This window comes from Roseobacter sp. AzwK-3b, assembly GCF_000170875.1.
GTDB classification, from domain to species: Bacteria; Pseudomonadota; Alphaproteobacteria; order Rhodobacterales; family Rhodobacteraceae; genus Roseovarius; species Roseovarius litoreus.
In genome coordinates this window covers 1-17,775 of the sequence record NZ_ABCR01000012.1, presented here as the reverse complement: position 1 = coordinate 17,775, position 17,775 = coordinate 1, and the positions used below count along the sequence as shown (strand labels likewise).

Here is a 17,775-nt window from a genome sequence, read left to right as displayed (position 1 = left end):
TCCGAATTGCCGCGACCACCTCTGTTTTGCAAACATAAGGAACTCTATCTGTCATGACATCTCGAATTAAAACGGCAGTTTTCCCTGTCGCTGGTCTTGGAACACGCTTCTTGCCTGCGACAAAAGCCATGCCGAAAGAGCTGCTTCCAATTATAGACAAACCTATCATTCAATATGCGGTGGAAGAAGCTGTTGCAGCTGGGATGACGGAGCTTGTCTTCATAACGGGGCGCCATAAGCGGGCTATCGAAGATCATTTCGATGCCAACCCGGAACTTGAGCGCGAACTTGAGGAAAAAGGCAAAAGTGCTTTGGCAGAAAGCGTCCGTCATATCCTGCCGAGCCACGTCAATTGTATTTTTATCCGCCAACCACGCGCCTATGGCTTGGGGCACGCTGTACTGTGCGCGCGCCCGGTGATTGGTCGTCATCCGTTTGCGGTTCTATTGGCAGACGATGTGATCAAAGCCCAGCATAGTCCGATGTCGCAGCTCGTCAGTGGGTATGCTGCGCAGGGCAAAACACAGCTCTCTGTCATGCAAGTCCCAGAGAGCGAAGTGTCCAAATACGGAATTATCGTTCCGGGACAAGACGAGGGCGATGTGGCTGGCCTTATTGAGAAACCTGCGTCGAATGCTCCGTCGCGGCTTGCTTCGATCGGTCGTTACATCCTCGAGCCCGAAATCCTGGACATCCTTCAGGATCTGCCGCCCGGTGCTGGTGGCGAAATCCAACTTGCCGATGCGATTAATGTACGTGCTCAAGAGGGACGTGTGCAGTCTATAGCACTTTCGGGCAAGCGCTACGATTGCGGTTCAAAATTCGGCTATTTGGAAGCGATTGTCGATTTTGCCATGGAGCATCCCGAGTTTAGCAAGGCTTTGCATGGCGCAGGCCTCAAAAAAGGTGCGGACTGATAGCTCGCGGCGCAACATATCTCAAACGTGACCTCCACAGATCGGACCATAATGACTGACTATATCGTAAAGGATATCAACCTGGCTGAATATGGCCGCAAAGAGTTGGATATCGCGGAAACGGAAATGCCGGGGCTGATGGCCCTGCGCGAGGAATACGGTGAGGAAAAGCCGCTCAAGGGCGCGCGCATCGTTGGGTCGCTGCACATGACGATCCAGACCGCCGTTCTGATCGAGACGCTGGTCGCGCTCGGCGCCGATGTGCGCTGGGCCAGCTGCAACATCTTCTCGACACAGGATCACGCGGCCGCCGCCATCGCGAAATCGGGTGTTCCGGTTTTTGCGATCAAGGGTCAGACGCTGGAAGAGCATTGGGATTACCTCGACAAGTCGTTCCTTTTCGAAGACGGCCCGAACATGATCCTCGACGATGGTGGCGACGCTACGCTCTATGTCCTGCTGGGCGCGCGCGCCGAGGCGGGTGAAGACATCATTCCCGTCCCCACCTCGGAAGAGGAAGAGGTCATCAAGGCGCAGATCGCCAAGCGCATGGCGGCAAGCCCCGGCTGGTTCACCAAGGTGCGTGACCAGATCAAGGGCGTGTCCGAGGAAACCACCACCGGCGTCAACCGGCTCTATCAGCTCGTGCGCGACGGGCAGCTGCCCTTCCCGGCGATCAACGTGAATGACAGCGTCACCAAGTCGAAATTCGACAACAAGTATGGCTGCAAGGAATCGCTGGTCGATGGCATCCGCCGCGCGACCGACACGATGATGGCCGGCAAGGTGGCCGTGGTCTGTGGCTATGGCGACGTGGGCAAAGGCAGTGCTGCATCGCTTGCCGGCGCCGGCGCCCGTGTGAAAGTGACCGAAGTCGATCCGATCTGCGCGCTGCAAGCTGCGATGGACGGGTTCGAAGTGACGCTTCTGGAAGATGAAGTTGCGAGCGCCGATATCTTCATCACCACGACCGGCAACAAGGACGTGATCCGCATCGAGCATATGCGCGAGATGAAGGATATGGCGATCGTCGGCAATATCGGCCATTTCGACAATGAAATTCAGGTGGCCAGCCTCAAGAACCACAAATGGACCAACATCAAGGAACAGGTGGACATGATCGAGATGCCCTCGGGCAACCGGATCATCCTGCTGTCCGAAGGCCGCCTGTTGAACCTTGGCAATGCCACTGGCCACCCCAGCTTTGTGATGTCGGCCTCGTTTACCAATCAGGTGCTGGCGCAGATCGAACTTTGGGTGCGTGGCGATCAGTATGAAAACAAGGTCTACATCCTGCCCAAGCATCTGGATGAAAAGGTTGCTCGCCTGCATCTTGGCCGGATCGGCGTCAAGCTGACCGAGCTCAAGCCCGATCAGGCGGAGTATATCGGCGTGAAACCCGAAGGCCCGTTCAAGCCCGAGCACTACCGGTATTGAGGACAAGATATGACACGCGATAGCTACATTTTCACCTCCGAGTCCGTCTCAGAAGGGCATCCCGATAAGGTCTGTGACCGGATTTCGGACGCCATCCTCGATGCTTTCCTGGCCGAGGAGCCCAACGCCCGCGTGGCTGCGGAAACCTTCGCCACCACCAACCGCGTCGTCATCGGCGGCGAGGTCGGACTTCAGGATCAGGACCGCCTGCGCGTCTACATGGACCGGATCGAAGACATCGCTCGGGCTTGCATCCGGGACATCGGATACGAGCAGGACAAGTTCCACTGGGAAACCTGCGAGATCACCAACCTTCTGCACGAGCAATCCGCCCATATCGCCCAAGGCGTGACCGGCGAACGCGGTGACGAAGGCGCAGGCGACCAAGGCATCATGTTCGGCTATGCCACCAACGAAACCGACGCGCTCATGCCCGCCCCGATCCAGTTCAGCCACGCGATCCTGCGCCGGCTGGCCGAGGTGCGCAAATCCGGCGTCGAACCCTCGCTGCGCCCTGATGCCAAAAGCCAGCTCTCGCTGCGCTACGAAAACGGCAAGCCGGTCGAAGTCATGCAGATCGTGCTCTCGACCCAGCACGAAAGCGAAGCCCAGACCAGCGACGACATCCGCGCCATCGTCGAGCCGTATATCCGCGAGGTTCTGCCCGCCGAATGGATCACCGCCCGCACCGAATGGTGGGTCAACCCGACCGGCACCTTCGTGATCGGCGGCCCTGACGGCGACGCTGGCCTCACCGGTCGCAAGATCATCGTCGACACCTATGGCGGCGCCGCTCCGCATGGCGGCGGCGCGTTTTCCGGCAAAGACCCGACCAAGGTGGACCGCTCGGCCGCTTACGCTGCGCGCTATCTCGCCAAGAACGTGGTCGCCGCAGGCATGGCCGAACGCTGCACCCTGCAGCTCTCCTATGCGATCGGCGTGGCGCGTCCGCTGTCGATCTACGTGGACACCCACGGCACCGGCGACGTGCCGCCCGCCAAGATCGAAGAGGCCGTCGCCAAGGTCATGGACCTGACCCCGCGCGGCATCCGCGACAAGCTGGAGCTGAACAAGCCGATCTACCAGCGCACCGCCGCTTACGGCCATTTCGGGCGCGAGCCCGATGGCGATGGCGGCTTCAGCTGGGAAAAAACCGATCTGGTCGACGCGCTAAAGGCAGAAGTCACATAGCGTTTATGTAACCTCATCTACCGAGCCTGACGTTGCGGACTGCACTTGGCTCATCTGATCGACCTTTGTCCCGATCGTGTTTGCCGACGCGGTCGGGACTTTTTGTCTCTACGCATCGTTTTTTGAGAGGACAGAATGACCAAACCCTTGCCCACCGTCACCCCCAACACATGGGAATTCCGTAAGCGATGGGGTGGACGCCCCCCGGCGGCATCGAATGTGCCAAAGTAGTGGGTGTTGAAACACTTCTACGAGGAGAGCGTCCATGAACGAGGCTAGCATCATCGGCCTGGATCTGGCCAAGAACATATTTCAGGCGCATGGCGCCGCGGGAGATGGTTCTGTTTTATTCCGGCGCAAGCTGTCGCGTGCGCAGCTGCTTGATTTCCTGAGCAAGCAACCGCCTTGCATTGTGGCGATGGAGGCCTGCGCCAGCGCTCATCACTGGGGCCGTGCAATAGGCAGCCTCGGTCACGAAGTTCGGTTGATCCCACCAGCCTACGTGAAGCCGTTCGTGAAGCGCCAAAAGAATGACATGGCCGATGCGGAGGCAATCGCAGAAGCGGCATCGCGTCCGACCATGCGGTTCGTAGCCGTGAAGAGCGAGGAACAGCAAGCAGCAATGATGGCGTATCGTACCCGCGATCTTCTGGTTCGGCAACGCACACAGACGATCAACGCCCTTCGAGCCCATTTAGCCGAGCAAGGCATCGTCGCGCCCGTAGGTCCCGCTCATGTCGGCCGCCTCGCTGCGGTCATCAATGGCGACGACGGCGCTTTGCCTGCGGTGGTACGAGATCTGGCGCAGCTGCTCTTGGACCAGATCGCTGGCTTGAGTGAGAAGGTGGCGAACTTGGATGCTGAACTGCGCAGACGTGCAAGCACCGACGACACTGCGCGGCGGTTGACGACGATTCCAGGCATCGGTCCAATCACCGCGGCGGCGATCACTACATTCGCACCACCCATGGAAACCTTCAAAAAAGGGCGCGACTTCGCGGCGTGGGTTGGCCTTACGCCAAGACAACATTCAAGCGGTGGAAAGGAACGGCTTGGCCGAACCTCGAAGATGGGCCAGCGTGACATCCGAAGGTTGCTGATCGTTGGCGCTGTTGCAGTGGTCAGATGGGCAGCACGTAAGGGCGCCCCAGAAGGCTCGTGGCTTGCGAGAATGCTTGAGCGCAAGCCAAAGATGCTGGTTGCGGTAGCGCTGGCCAACCGAATGGCACGCACGGCCTGGGCGCTCATGCGCAAAGCTGAAGATTACAGAGATCCGGCGATGGCGACCGCATAGGTCAAACTCGCCGGGGTGTCGCCGCGAATGTGAGCAGGACGGAGGAACGTAAGGGCAAACGATCAAGAGATTGGATCGGGAAAACCATCATTGCGGACGATGCGCTATCAAGCGCGGGTAAGCGAACTGGACCCGATCTGCATATCTCCATACAGGCCCGCGGCGTATAAAGGCCGTAACTTCGAGGCCGGACACACGACTGCACCTGATCACATGCCCTATCGTGCCAAAAAAAGTACTTGCATTCATGGGGGCGTCCACACACGTTCGCTGGACAACACTGACGGCTTAGCTTGACGGCTTGAAGTTCCACGGTAGCAAGTCTTCGATATGGTTTTGCGGGTGGCCATTGGCGATCGCTGTGAGGGTTGCCTTGAGATAGGCGAAGGGCTCGACGCCGTTGATTTTGCAGGTTTCGATGAGCGAGGCAATGCGGCCCCAAGCGATGCCGCCCTCGTCGTGACCCGCGAAGAGTGAGTTCTTGCGGTTCAAAGCGATCGGTCGGATCATGTTTTCGACGCGGTTGTTGTCGATCTCGACGCGACCATCAGCCAAGAAGGTCTGCAGCCCGTCCCAGTGATTGTGGATGTAAGTCAGCTTTTCGCCCAAGCGGGATTTGGCAGAGACCTTGCGTCGCTCAGCCTGCAGCCAATCACCGAATGCCGCGACCAGTGGAGCGCTGTGGGTCTGGCGGGCAGACAATCGCTGGCCGGGGGAGATGCCACGAATGTCAGCTTCGACGGCATAGATCCCGGCGATGCGGCGCAGGCCTTCGGCGGCGATCTCTGATCTATCGCGGTCAAAGACTTCGTTCAGTTTGCGCCGGGCATGGGCCCAGCAATGGGCCACGCGAATGGGATTGCCGCCCTTGCGGGTAGGCTTGGTCAGCCGGTTGTAGCCCTGGTATCCGTCGATCTGAAGGATGCCATCAAAGCCTGTCAGGAATGTTTCGGCATTCTGGCCCGCGCGCCCGGGGGCATAGAAGTAGACCACGCCTGGCGGGTCCTCACCGCCCCATGGTCGGTCATCGCGGGCCAGTGCCCAGAGATACCCGGTTTTGGTTTTGCCGCGCCCTGGGTCCAGCACCGGGGCCGTGGTTTCATCCATGAACAGCTTGCTGGATCGCTTCAGATGGTCGGTCAGCCGGTCGACGACGGGCTTGAGATGGAACGCCGCCTTACCCACCCAATCGGCCAGCACAGCGCGGTGCAGATCAAGACCCGCCCGCGCCAGAATCTGGCTTTGGCGGTATAGTGGCAGGTGGTCGGCATATTTGCTGACCAGCACATGGGCGATGGTCGCCTCGGTCGGCAGGCCGCCCATGATCAGATGCGATGGTGCGGGGGCTTGGGTCACGCCGTCGGTGCAGGTCCGGCAGGCGTATTTCGGGCGCACGGTGACGATGACGCGCAACTGCGCTGGCACGATATCAAGCCGCTCGCTGCGGTCTTCACCGATCTTGTGCATGACGCCACAGCCACAAGGGCAAATCAGGCTCTCGGGTTCGATGACCTCTTCGATGCGGGGCAATGCTGTCGGCAGATTGCCGATGGTGCGCTTCGGCGCAGGCTTGGTTGTCGTCTTGTCACCTGACCTGTCAGCCAGATGTTCCTTCTGCACCTCGACCTCTGCCAGTGCGATGGACAGATCCTCGAACGCCAGCTGTCGCTCATCCTCGGTCAGCTTTTCCGACCGCTTCCCATGCAGGGCATGGTTCAACTCGGCGATCAGGTGCTCTTGCCGTTGGGTTATTTCTGTGAGCGCCGCTACCTTTTCCATCAACGCCAGAACCGCCGCGCGTTGCGCAGCCGGGATAGCGGAAAGATCAAGTTGCGGGGCAGTTTGCATAGGCCATAGCTACCCAGATGCCCCAGTAAAATCACGCAAAAACATATGGTTGATTCACTCTGCCGCAGCAGGGGGGCGCGCCTCTAAGGCTTTAACCTTACGCCAGTCCAGCCCGGCAAACAGCGCCTCGAACTGGGCATGGTTCAACGCCATCACCCCGTCCTTGATCGCAGGCCAGGTGAAGGTTGCCTCCTCCAGTCGCTTGTAAGCCATCACCAGACCGGTGCCGTCCCAGTAAAGAAGCTTCAGCCGATCGGCACGGCGCGATCGGAACACAAACACCGTGCCGGTGAACGGATCCTTGCGCAGCACAGATGACACGATTGCCGCCAGACCATCATGACCTTTCCTGAAGTCCACTGGCTGCGTCGAGACCAGAACCCGCACGCGGTTTGACGGGAACATCATGGCCGCGCCCCGATTGCCCGCACGATCTCGGCAATCCGGTCAGAACTGGTGGTGCCATCGACCCGGATTGTCACACGACCTATCGCAATCTCGATGGGTTTACAGGACAACCCGTCAGGCTTTGTGGGCTGCCCGGCGACAGCCGGCACATCCGCACCGCCGCCACCATCCGACACGACGATCGGTGCAAAACAGAAGCTGTCATCTTCAACCACAGGCAAAACCAACCGGCCATCACGTGCCCGACTACGCCATTCCGATAAATGGTTCGCCCGAAGACCATACCGCGCCGCAACTGCATTCACGCTCACACCTGGCTGCAAACTCTCAGCAACGATCCGAGCCTTTATCTCATCCGGCCAGCGTCGCTGTCCGTTGGTCCTTATGTCCACCCCGTAATCCCGGAGAAACTCCAACGTAGTCGCCATCGCGAAACTCCTGCACCGATCTCCATCGGACATGGCATCGCAGGTCAGACAAGCGGGTAAAAGGTGAGGGCCAGCGACCGCTTACGGAATTCCTGCGCGATGCGATGATCGCACCCACGGGCTTTCGCGAATATGACGCGCGCTGGAAATACCCTGTTGAGATCAACCTGCCCGGCATGACCGCGCTTGGCCTCGGCCTCGGCACCCAGATGCAGCGCCGTGGCATCCGCCCCGAAATCGCCGTCGGCAACGATTACCGCGACTATTCGCTGGCCATCAAGCACGCGCTCATCATCGGCCTGCTGCAGGCCGGCATCCGGGTGCGCGACATCGGCCCGGCCCTGTCGCCGATGGCCTATTTCGCCCAGTTCCACCTCGATGCGCCCGCCGTTGCGATGGTCACCGCCAGCCACAACCCCAACGGCTGGACAGGCGTCAAGATGGGCTTCGACCGCCCCCTGACACACGGCCCCGATGAAATGGCCGAACTGCGCGACATCGTGCTGAGCGGCGAGGGTCAGCCCGCCCCCGGCGGGTCCTATGAATTCGTCGATGGCGTGCGCGAGGCGTATCTCGATGATCTGGTCGGCGATTTCCGCATGACCCGCAAATTGCGCGTCGTCTGCGCCACCGGCAACGGCACCGCCTCGGCCTTCGCGCCCGAACTGTTCAAGCGTATCGGGGTCGAGGTGATCGCCTCCCATAACGAGCTTGATTACACCTTCCCCAACTACAACCCCAACCCCGAAGCCATGGAAATGCTGCACGACATGGCCGACAGCGTGCGCGCCACCGGCGCTGATTTCGCGCTCGGCTTCGATGGCGATGGCGACCGCTGCGGCGTCGTCGATGACGAGGGCGAAGAGATTTTCGCCGACAAGGTCGGCGTCATCATGGCCCGCGACCTGTCGCGCCTCTATCCCGGCTCCACCTTTGTGGCCGATGTGAAATCCACCGGCCTTTTCGCCAGCGATCCCGAATTGCACAAGAACGGCGCCAAGGCCGATTACTGGAAAACCGGTCACAGCCACATGAAGCGCCGGGTCAAAGAGATCGGCGCCCTCGCCGGGTTCGAAAAATCCGGCCACTACTTCCTCGCCGAACCGGTGGGCCGGGGCTATGATTGCGGCATGCGTGTCGCGGTCGAGATCTGCAAACTGATGGACCGCAATCCCGACATGTCCATGTCCGACCTGCGCCGCGCCCTGCCGCAGACATGGTCGACCCCCACCATGTCGCCCTATTGCGCCGACACCGAGAAATACGCGGTGCTGGACCGGATCGTGGCCAAGCTCGTCGCCAAGGCCGATGCCGGCGACACGCTCGCCGGTCGCCCCATCAGGCAAGTGGTCACCGTCAACGGCGCCCGCGTGATCCTCGACAACGGCTCATGGGGGCTGGTGCGCGCCTCCTCCAACACCCCCAATCTCGTGGTGGTCTGCGAAAGCAGCGACAGCGACGCCGAGATGCGCGCGATCTTCGCCGATCTCGATGCCGTCATCCGGACCGAGCCGTTGGTCGGCGATTACGACCAGACGATCTGAACTGGAGAACGAAGCATGACGCATATTTTGGTTCTTGTGAAGCTGAGTTTTGGGTGGGATGTGCGCCCAATAGGGCGCAATTTTTAGCAGATTTGTTTCAAAATAATTGGGGTTTTGATACACCTTGGACACAATATAATGATGGCATTATGTGAATAGGTATGCGGTATTTCCGGCCCGCTGAGGTCGAAACGCTGCTCGGCGATCCGGCAAAGGCCAAGGCGGATCTTGGCTGGGAGCCGGAAATCACGGCGCAAGAGATGTGTGCAGAGATGGTGGCGGAAGACCTGAAAACAGCGCGCCGCCATGCGCTCTTAAAAGACAATGGCATGGCACTGCCGATTTCAGTGGAGGGCTGACGTGGTGCAAAAGATATATGTGGCGGGCCACCGCGGCATGGTGGGTGGAGCCATTACGCGCCATCTTGAGGCACGGCAGCTGAACGGTGCTGATATCGAGCTGATCACGCGCACCCACGACCAGCTTGATTTGACGGATCAGGCGGCTGTGCGTGCCTTCATGCAAGAGGTGCGGCCCGAGATTGTCATCTTGGCGGCAGCAAAGGTTGGGGGGATATATGCCAACAACACCTACCCGGCGGAGTTCATCTACGACAATTTGATGATTGAGGCGAATGTCATCCATGAGGCGTATCGCGCCGGGGTGGGGCGGCTTTTGCAGCTTGGCTCGTCGTGCATTTATCCGCGCGATGCGGCCCAGCCGATGGCGGAGGACACGCTGTTGACAGGGCCGCTGGAGCCTACAAACGAGCCTTATGCCGTGGCCAAGATTGCGGGCATCAAGCTTTGTGAGAGTTACAACCGGCAATACGGGGTTGATTGTCGCAGCGTCATGCCGACCAACTTGTATGGGCCGGGCGATAATTTCCATCCGGAGAATTCGCATGTTCTGCCGGCCTTGATGGGTCGGTTTCATGAGGCAAAAGAGCAGTCATTGGATCATGTGACGATCTGGGGTAGTGGCACGCCACGTCGTGAATTTCTGCACGTGGATGATATGGCGGCGGCGAGCCTCTTTGTGCTTGATCTGGAGCCTGACGTTTATGCTGCGAACACGAGGTCGATGCTGAGCCATATCAATGTGGGCTGTGGTGAGGATATCAGCATTCTGGAGCTTGCAGAGTTGATTGCGGATGTGGTCGGCTTTCGCGGAGAGATCAGGCTGGATCGGTCAAAGCCCGATGGCACGCCGCGCAAGCTGATGGATGTGACCCGATTGTCGGCCATGGGCTGGACGGCCCAAATCCCTCTGCGTGCCGGTGTGGAGGAAACATACGCCTGGTTCTTGAGACATTATGATCGTTTGCGCGCGTGATAATGTGTGCGCACCATCTTGAGGCGCGATAATTGAACGGTGCTGATATGTATTTTAGGGTATTTTGATTGAGTTTCTTTTTGGGATCAAATGCTCAGACGCTATTCGCCTACAAGGCGTTGTGCAGCCGATGGTAAGGCGCGGTTTTCACGATGGCGTCCACGTCAACTTGATTTTGCTTTCGCTTGGTTGCCTTCAATGCAACGAGCGTTCCACAGATCGCAAGTCCGCTTACGCCAACTGTCGCGAGTGACAGGATTACTTCGGGTGTCAACGCTTCGAGCATTTTGCGATCTCCATGGCATATGCATAGCTATTGAGTGGCCAAAAATCCAGACTCATCCATCTTTGAGCATGCCCTTTCGATGCTTTTGATCACGCATTCGGTTTGTTCGACGGCGCATCGTGATGCTCTGGCACGTTTCTTGAGCTTTAAGCGGTCCGCCTTTAACCTGAGGCATCAGCGACAGGCGGACCGCGTGCAACGAGTGAACCGAGCACCGCATTTCGCGAAAATCGCTGTGTCAGGTTTTTCGCAAAACGCCGCAGAAAGCCCATAGGATGTGGCGCCTCCGCATAAGAGCGCGGCGCCGACCGTGAGCGCAGCCCATCCGCCTGTGACAACGCGTGTGGCGACGAAACCGACGCTTGCCAAAATAGACGCGCCCGCCAAGCGCTGCCCGTGCTGGCGATAACACGCTTGCGGTTGTCCTGCAGAAGCGCGGCTTTGGGACTGTTTGCCGTATATGCAGGGCAAGGGTGGGCCCTCCTGGCCAGAGGCTTTTCGAGAGCGATTGAAGGACATGGAGCGTTTTTCATCGGGGCGACGGAGGCGTCCCTGCTGACATGATCTACATATGGGTGCGAGAGGAGCTTTAAGTATAAAATAACTACATGTTGTGTAATCGTTGAAATTTATGTCTACATATGGTATTTGAGTGTGGGTATCACTCCAAGAGAAGGATGTAGACAATGACGAATTCTGTAACATCAAAAGCCGATCCTGAGGATTTCGACCTCGAGGCATTTACGAAACTGTTGTTTAAGTACGTGCCGCCTGTGGGCGAGGATATGTATCAGTACAATGCGTTCCGTGCGGGGGTGATAGATAGTTTGCAGCCTGCCTCGGCGTATGAACAGATTTTGGCTGAACGCGTGGTCGCTCTTGAGTGGGAGTTGCATCAGCACAGGGCGATGCGAGACGCGTGCTTGCGCAGATATACAATGGAGGCCGTCATGGAGGCCCACATGGCTGCGGCAAGAGCCAAGTGGGAGGAGGAAACGAGGGTCCTGAAAGAAAAGCATGGCCGTGATCGCGGGGAATACAATGAGGAAAGTGCTGTCGAGCAAGCTAAGCGCTTCGCTTTGTACTCGGTGGCGGTGGTGCCTGACTTGCGCGCCGACACTGCGCGGGAGATCCAGAAATTGGGCATGGAGCCCATCGAGCTTGCGTCACGAGCCTACCGCGCAACCTCAACGGGGGCGAGCTATCATGAGGCCGAAATCAAAGAGCTTGAGCGCCGCGTACGCGACGCCAAGCGTGACTATGATGCGCTCGTCAAAACACGCCCAGTGACCATTGAAGGATCGGGTAAACCGGTTCGGGGCACCCGCATCATCGGGCACACGCGCAGCTAAGCGAACACAGCCCTCAGTCTGGTGGATCTGCGACATCCAAGGAGCACCTGGCGGGGCTGTGTTGATCTTGACAAGCGAAGTGACGCCCCGAGCGGGGCGGTATGGAGACGCAAAGTGGAGCATTTGAGATCAGAAATTGCGCGCCTGCTGCAGGAGGAGAAAGACCGTCGCAACGCGATTGCTTTCGCCGGCCTGTCTGACATCGTCTGGGTTGACGCGCAGGGCGTGCCCAAGCTTAACGTCACCACGTCGGATCCCGAGAAATTTGCAGCTTTGAAATCCTTCAAGCTCAAGATCCACAAGCGCCGTGGGACTGGAGAGCTGCGCGTTTCAAGATCCTATAAAATGATGGACAAGGTCAAAGCGTTGGAGCCTATCTACAAGGAATTGATGCGGATCCAGAAACTGACCCCGCCACCAAACCGATGCGCCGAGGTGCGGATCTTGGACAGGGATCAATTGCGCAAATTTGCGCAAAAAGAGACCTGCGGTGGCAAAGAAGAGCGTGAGCAGAAGCCCATTATCGACGGGACGGCAGAGCCATGCTGATAGCCGTGCGAAACCTGGACACATGCCCGACACGCAGAGTTACGGCCGGGATGTATTTTCTTTGTGGGAACAAATCATGAACGAGAAAAAACATACGCCTCGCAACAGGGCCAATGCGCAAAAGAGCACGGGGCCTAAAACGGCCGCTGGCAAGGCGACAGTGGCCGGAAATGCCAGAAAACATGGGCTGACCTCGCGCCCGGATCCTGAGCTGCTCAAAGCCTGGCTGTCCGTCATTCTGGGCCGCCCGGAGATTACGCCTGAGGATCTCATGCCACAGGACACGCGCGGGTTTCTTGCGTTGACGCTCGCGGAGGCGGAAACCCGTCTCGTGGCTGTGGAAGAGGCTTTTGCGCGCGCAAAAGCGGAGGTCATTGAACATAAGCGCAAAGCTCAGGCGTCGACGATGCATGATATCTGCTCGGATATCGCTGATATCGAAGAACTCGCATATGAGATCATCGATTTTGAAGCCCTGTCCCAAAAGGGGATGCGGGTGAATATGAGCGTCAAGCGCGACATCAATGGGGACTGCGTCCTGGGGGCCTCGCTCGTTGAGAAGCGCTACAAGCTCTATCAGCGGTATCTCGGGGAAGCGAAATCGCAAAGACGCCGCGCGTTTGCGGCATGGGTTGAGAATGAGGCCATAAGCGGGGCGGACGCGCAGGTCCTTTGAGCGCGAAACTTTCAGGACCAAAACGCGGTTCAAGCGCTTCGCGAAACACTTTGTTCACAGATTTTTGCGTAATTCACGCCTCCGTTCAATCGGTGCGCGCGTCCCGCTCTTAGCTGTCGTTTTCGGGTAAAGGCAGACCGCGTTAAAAACTCCCAGGCGGATGACAAGTTAAGCTTTTGGCTGGTCTACGCGCCTCAAGAAAGTTGTGCTGCGCACTCCTGCGTAACCGTTGGCTTGGACCTGCGCAAAGATGTAATCCAGCGGGAGATGCGGCCCCAAAGGCTGAGCGGGCACTCTTCCGTGGCCACGATCAGCGACTGTTCTGCGCGTTCGATAAAGTCGCGCTCTATATCCGGCGTGATTTCTGGCTGGGCACGCAGCTTGCGGATTGGCTCGTCTTCATGAGCGTCGTCAGAATATCCACCATACAATTGGAAGAGCTGACTGATTTTACCGGAACGGCTTGGTGCGCCAGTCGGCACGCTGACCAGTTCGATCTGATCCGGTTGCGCGATCAGATTGAGCAGGTCGTCCTCGTACTCGGTTAAGTCTCGGGGCATCACATTTCCTCGCGGGCAGGACGACGTTTTATGCTCAGAGCACGGCGTCAATCCCCGTAGCCTACGCCTGCACAGATCTGGTTGGATGCGTTCAAAGGACCACGTTATGTCCGACCTTTGTCCCATTTGCGCGAAGCGGGAGTTCGCCTCGGGAGCACGCCGACAAAGGCTCAAGTGTCACTGCGAACGGTCATTTTGGCCGGAAGAGGCTTTCTTCATATAAAGGGTTTATGGGTCAAAACACCTGACGTAAGACTCCGCGTATTTGGGAGTGTTTTGGTTGAGCCTTGCTTGGGCTAATCTGCTGAGACGCCGTTTGCCCGCACGATAGTGTGCAGCCGATGGTAAGCTGCCGTGTTCGCAATGGCGTCTAGGTCAACTTGGCCTTGTGTTCGCTGAGTTGCCTTCACTGCCGCAAGCGCTCCGCCGATCGCAAGGCGTCTTACGCCAACTGTGGCGAGCGACAGGATGAGCTCGGTGGCCAAAGCTTCGCGCGTATCGCGATCTCTTTAAGATATATCTGGCGACCGAGGCGCCAAAAATCTTGATGCGTCAATCGTTGCGCATGTTGCCCTTGATGTTTTCGATCTGGCGTTCGGTTCGTTCAACGGCGCGTCGTGATATTGGCCACGTTTTTGAGAATTGCACGCCTATAGGCTGTTACGCTTGCCGATATGAGGGCGGCGCCTACGGCAAGCGACTTGGCTGTCCAAAAGGGGTTTTCGGTTAAAAGTGGCAGCTTTATTTCGGGGTTTCAGGGGGCGGTCAAAATATTGCCTTGGTCATGCCTAGTGGCTGTCGTTAAGGTAATCCAAAAAGTCTCTAAATGAAAAAAAACGAGCAGGCGAAGACAATGTATTCCATCACACCGGTACTTCTTTGCGGGGGCTCTGGCACCCGTCTGTGGCCCTTGTCGCGCAAGAGCTATCCGAAGCAATTTGCCAAGATCCTCGGCGACGAAAGCCTGTTGCAGGGCTGCGCGCGTCGTTTGAGCGGCGGATCGGTGGCGGTTTCGTTTGCGCCTCCGGTGGCTGTGACCAATGCAGATTTCCGATTTCTTGTGACGGAGCAGCTCACGGAAATAGGTGTGGATCCGGGCGCTATCTTGATTGAACCGCAGGCGCGCAACACCGCCCCTGCGGTCCTTGCGGCAGCCCTGCATATATCGAGCCAGGATCCTGAGGCGTTGATGTTGGTCGCGCCGTCAGATCACGTGATCCCGGATATTGATGCGTTTCATGATGCGGTGGCCACAGGGGCCGAGGCCGCGCGCGCTGGGAGGCTGGTGACCTTCGGTATTACGCCCACCCATGCAGAGACAGGTTATGGCTACCTGGCGCTCAGCGCAGCACCTGACGGGTCGGGGGCCGCGGTGCTGCTGGAGCGCTTTGTGGAAAAACCCGACGCGCGGACGGCGCAATCCATGGTCAAGGATGGGACCTATTTGTGGAATTCCGGCATTTTCCTGTTTGCTGCAAAAGACATATTGGCGGCCTTTTCTGTTCATGCTGAAGAGCTCGTTGATCACGTCCAGCAAGCTTATGATGACGCAAAAGCAGACCTTGGGTTTTTGCGGCTTGATCCTGAGGCCTGGTTGCGCGCGGAGGATATCTCGCTGGATTACGCGGTGATGGAACGGGCCGATAATCTTTCCGTTGTGCCCTATACCCATCACTGGTCGGATTTGGGTAGCTGGGCGGCCGTGCACGAAGAGGCGGGCGCGGACGCAAATGGGGTGAGCTTATCGGGGCCCGCCACAGCTCTCGCTTGTGAAAACAGCCTCCTGCGCTCTGAAAGCCCGGACCTTCAAGTTGTGGGTCTGGGATTGAAGGATGTGATGGTGGTGGCCATGCCGGACGCGGTTCTGGTCGCCGATCGGTCCTGCGCGCAAAATGTCGGCGCAGTCGTCAAAATGTTGCGCTCAAAAAAGGTGCCTCAGGCGGACCAATTTCCCAGTGATCAGAGGCCATGGGGATATTTCGAGACGCTGGCGCTCTCTGACAGGTTTCAGGTCAAGCGCATTGTCGTCAAGCCAGGGGGGCAGTTGAGCCTGCAAAGCCACGTGCACCGCGCCGAGCATTGGATCGTGGTCTCAGGCACTGCGCGGGTCACGATTGGAGATGAGGTGAAGCTCATGTATGAGAACCAATCGGTCTACGTGCCCTTGGGCGCCGTCCACCGTTTGGAAAACCCCGGTAAAGTTCCGATGGTGTTGATTGAAGTACAGACGGGAAGCTATCTGGGCGAAGACGATATCGTGCGATATGAGGATGTCTACGCCCGCGAGTGAAGGGCTATTCGCTCATATGGTCCGCCTTTTACCTGAGGCACCAGCCAAGGTGGGGCGTGAGCAATGATCGATCACCGCACCGCGTTTTGCGAGCATCTGTAAGTCAGGTACCCGCAAAACGCTTTTGGTCGCCGGTATCAGCGGCACCTCCGACCAATGCTGTCGCGCGTGTCTTTCCGAAATAAATTTTGGAACATTTGATGAACATTGTGATTTAAATCGAGCCGCCTTTGACCGGAGGGACCGGCTAAAGGCGGAAATTTTGCATAGAATCACATAAACACTGCATTCCGCAAAACGCTTTAGGGCGGAAGGGCGCGTTTTGAGGGTCATTATTTTGTTACATTCACAGTGCCAATCTCGCCAAAATGGGCGGTTAGTTGCCGATTTGAGCCTAATTTCGGCAGGGACAAGTGGTTGCTGTGGTCATCTTCGGCAGGTCGTCTAACTGTCTCGCGATCGGAGGGCGGGGGAGGCGGCGCGTGTCAGATACGGTTTTTTTCATACTGTCAAAACTGTTCTGGTTTGTGGCGCAGCCTGAAAGCTGGATCGTTTTTTTCCTGCTGTTCGCGCGGCGCGCCGTGCGTGCGCAACGCATGGCCGCAATCGGCTTTTGGGTCAATGGCACGCTGCTATTTGTGCTTTTCATGGGGTTTGTGCCTCTTGGTCAGCTTATCATGCGCCCATTGGAGCAGCGCTACCCGTCCGCGCCTGATATTGCACCGCCGGCCGGTATAATTGTTTTGGGCGGCGGAGAAGACGGAGCGATGTCTGCCGCGTCGGGCCTGCCCGAGACCAATGGGGCCGGGGACAGAATGAGCGCTGGCGTGGCCTTGGCCCTTGCCTATCCGGATGCCAAGCTGATCTTCACGGGCGGCAGCGGTCAGTTTTTAGCTGGCGGTGTGTCCGGGGCAATCGTGGCCAAGGCGTATTTCGAGTCTTTGGGTGTCGACCCAGAGCGGATTATTTTGGAAGGTCGGGCGCGCAATACAGCGGAAAATGCCGCGTTTTCGCGTGAGCTGGTGGATGATCCAAGAATAGGCCCGTGGGTTCTGGTCACGTCGGCCTTTCATATGCCGCGCAGCCTCGCCACATTTTGTGCGGCTGGCTGGCGGGATATCACGCCGTTCCCTGTAGATTACCGATCAATAACTGACTTGGAATTCAAATGGGATCCGACGGGCAATTTCGAGAAGCTGAACCTCAGCATCAAAGAATGGATCGGTCTGCTTGCCTATGAATGGACCGGGCGAATAGATGTGATGTTCTCGAGAGGCTGCTGACATATGTCTTCATGACTGTGCGGGCGTCAGCATGCGCGCCTTAGTGCGCAATTACGCCCAGACATTCTGTTCGGCCTGCTCGAGGTAACGCGCAAGGACATTCACGGATTTCCAACCGCCCGCGCGCATGATCGCGGCCGTGTCAAACCCGTTGCGCAGCAAGTCCTGAGCTGCGCCCACGCGCATGGAATGCCCACTGAACGCCGCCACGTCATCCGCATCAAGCCCTGCCTCACGCGCTGCGTCCTTGACGAGACGCTTGACCATCGAGGCTTCCAGCGGTCGGTCGATGGCGTGGCCGTGATAGATTGGACAAAAAAGCGGTGTTATCTGGTCCCCGCGCCACTCCAACCAGTCGAGAACAAGCTCTGCCGTAC

General features: G+C 58.1%; 17 protein-coding genes and 1 pseudogene. 12 read left to right on the top strand and 6 right to left on the bottom strand.

Annotation, left to right across the window (positions count from 1 at the left end; genetic code table 11):
- The first annotated feature begins 53 nt into the window (after positions 1–53).
- The 4 genes from galU to RAZWK3B_RS17130 all read left to right on the top strand — a co-directional run bounded on the left by galU (position 54) and on the right by RAZWK3B_RS17130 (position 4,839).
- Positions 54–917 (top strand): UTP--glucose-1-phosphate uridylyltransferase GalU, encoded by an 864-nt coding sequence (gene galU, locus RAZWK3B_RS17145; RefSeq protein ID WP_037296175.1) that lies wholly within the window; start codon positions 54–56, stop codon positions 915–917.
- A gap of 48 nt (positions 918–965) precedes the next feature.
- Positions 966–2,354 (top strand): adenosylhomocysteinase, encoded by a 1,389-nt coding sequence (gene ahcY, locus RAZWK3B_RS17140; protein WP_085977148.1) that lies wholly within the window; start codon positions 966–968, stop codon positions 2,352–2,354.
- 9 nt (positions 2,355–2,363) lie between these two features.
- Positions 2,364–3,545 (top strand): methionine adenosyltransferase, encoded by a 1,182-nt coding sequence (metK, locus tag RAZWK3B_RS17135; RefSeq protein WP_007817372.1) that lies wholly within the window; start codon positions 2,364–2,366, stop codon positions 3,543–3,545.
- Positions 3,546–3,810: 265 nt separating this feature from the next.
- Positions 3,811–4,839, top strand: coding sequence for an IS110 family RNA-guided transposase (locus RAZWK3B_RS17130; protein ID WP_007817370.1), 1,029 nt, complete (start codon positions 3,811–3,813; stop codon positions 4,837–4,839).
- Between the two features lie 288 nt (positions 4,840–5,127).
- On the opposite strand, the gene tnpC is transcribed toward RAZWK3B_RS17130, so the two are convergent.
- The 3 genes from tnpC to tnpA are packed head-to-tail and all read right to left on the bottom strand — an operon-like array spanning position 5,128 to position 7,523.
- Positions 5,128–6,687: an IS66 family transposase gene (gene tnpC / locus RAZWK3B_RS17125; RefSeq protein ID WP_007813144.1), complete on the bottom strand. Its 1,560-nt coding sequence runs from the start codon at positions 6,685–6,687 to the stop codon at positions 5,128–5,130.
- Positions 6,688–6,741: 54 nt separating this feature from the next.
- A complete protein-coding gene (gene tnpB / locus RAZWK3B_RS17120) occupies positions 6,742–7,095 on the bottom strand; it encodes an IS66 family insertion sequence element accessory protein TnpB (RefSeq protein ID WP_007812645.1) in 354 nt (117 codons plus the stop codon).
- Positions 7,092–7,523 (bottom strand): IS66-like element accessory protein TnpA, encoded by a 432-nt coding sequence (gene tnpA, locus RAZWK3B_RS17115; protein WP_007811945.1) that lies wholly within the window; start codon positions 7,521–7,523, stop codon positions 7,092–7,094. Before tnpA ends, tnpB begins: the two co-directional genes overlap by 4 nt.
- A 104-nt stretch (positions 7,524–7,627) precedes the next feature.
- Here tnpA and RAZWK3B_RS17110 point away from each other — a divergent pair, with 104 nt between their 5' ends.
- From RAZWK3B_RS17110 to fcl, 3 genes and pseudogenes are all read left to right on the top strand, one after another.
- The gene (locus tag RAZWK3B_RS17110; protein WP_007817369.1) at positions 7,628–9,067 is read left to right on the top strand and encodes a phosphomannomutase/phosphoglucomutase; all 1,440 of its coding nucleotides are present in this window, start codon (positions 7,628–7,630) and stop codon (positions 9,065–9,067) included.
- A gap of 155 nt (positions 9,068–9,222) precedes the next feature.
- Positions 9,223–9,426: pseudogene (locus RAZWK3B_RS17105) on the top strand (GDP-mannose 4,6-dehydratase); the annotation flags it as partial.
- Entirely contained in the window at positions 9,392–10,402 is a 1,011-nt protein-coding gene (gene fcl, locus RAZWK3B_RS17100; RefSeq protein WP_050774267.1) for a GDP-L-fucose synthase, read from the top strand. The pseudogene RAZWK3B_RS17105 and the gene fcl, both read left to right, overlap by 35 nt.
- Positions 10,403–10,511: 109 nt before the next feature.
- Here fcl and RAZWK3B_RS21265 read toward each other — a convergent pair whose 3' ends face one another.
- Positions 10,512–10,688: a hypothetical protein gene (locus tag RAZWK3B_RS21265; protein WP_007817366.1), complete on the bottom strand. Its 177-nt coding sequence runs from the start codon at positions 10,686–10,688 to the stop codon at positions 10,512–10,514.
- A gap of 686 nt (positions 10,689–11,374) precedes the next feature.
- On the opposite strand from RAZWK3B_RS21265, the gene RAZWK3B_RS17095 reads away from it, so the two are divergent.
- The 3 genes from RAZWK3B_RS17095 (at position 11,375) to RAZWK3B_RS17085 (ending at position 13,265) form a co-directional block, all read left to right on the top strand.
- Positions 11,375–12,040 carry a hypothetical protein gene (locus tag RAZWK3B_RS17095; RefSeq protein ID WP_007817365.1) on the top strand — a complete coding sequence of 222 codons (666 nt, stop codon included), beginning with the start codon at positions 11,375–11,377 and terminating at the stop codon, positions 12,038–12,040.
- A gap of 114 nt (positions 12,041–12,154) precedes the next feature.
- On the top strand, positions 12,155–12,589 hold the full coding sequence (locus RAZWK3B_RS17090; protein WP_007817364.1) for a hypothetical protein: 435 nt from the start codon (positions 12,155–12,157) through the stop codon (positions 12,587–12,589).
- Between the two features lie 76 nt (positions 12,590–12,665).
- Positions 12,666–13,265, top strand: coding sequence for a hypothetical protein (locus tag RAZWK3B_RS17085; RefSeq protein WP_007817363.1), 600 nt, complete (start codon positions 12,666–12,668; stop codon positions 13,263–13,265).
- 194 nt (positions 13,266–13,459) lie between these two features.
- Here the strand turns inward: RAZWK3B_RS17085 and RAZWK3B_RS17080 are convergent, their stop codons facing one another.
- Positions 13,460–13,825 (bottom strand): hypothetical protein, encoded by a 366-nt coding sequence (locus tag RAZWK3B_RS17080; protein ID WP_007817361.1) that lies wholly within the window; start codon positions 13,823–13,825, stop codon positions 13,460–13,462.
- Positions 13,826–14,651: 826 nt separating this feature from the next.
- Between RAZWK3B_RS17080 and RAZWK3B_RS17075 the strand changes: the two genes are divergently transcribed.
- A complete protein-coding gene (locus RAZWK3B_RS17075) occupies positions 14,652–16,115 on the top strand; it encodes a mannose-1-phosphate guanylyltransferase/mannose-6-phosphate isomerase (protein ID WP_007817359.1) in 1,464 nt (487 codons plus the stop codon).
- A 482-nt stretch (positions 16,116–16,597) separates the two neighbouring features.
- On the top strand, positions 16,598–17,398 hold the full coding sequence (locus RAZWK3B_RS17070) for a YdcF family protein (RefSeq protein WP_007817358.1): 801 nt from the start codon (positions 16,598–16,600) through the stop codon (positions 17,396–17,398).
- Positions 17,399–17,449: 51 nt separating this feature from the next.
- On the opposite strand, the gene RAZWK3B_RS17065 is transcribed toward RAZWK3B_RS17070, so the two are convergent.
- The coding region (locus RAZWK3B_RS17065) for a tyrosine-type recombinase/integrase (RefSeq protein ID WP_007817357.1) at positions 17,450–17,775 on the bottom strand (326 nt) is incomplete at its 5' end.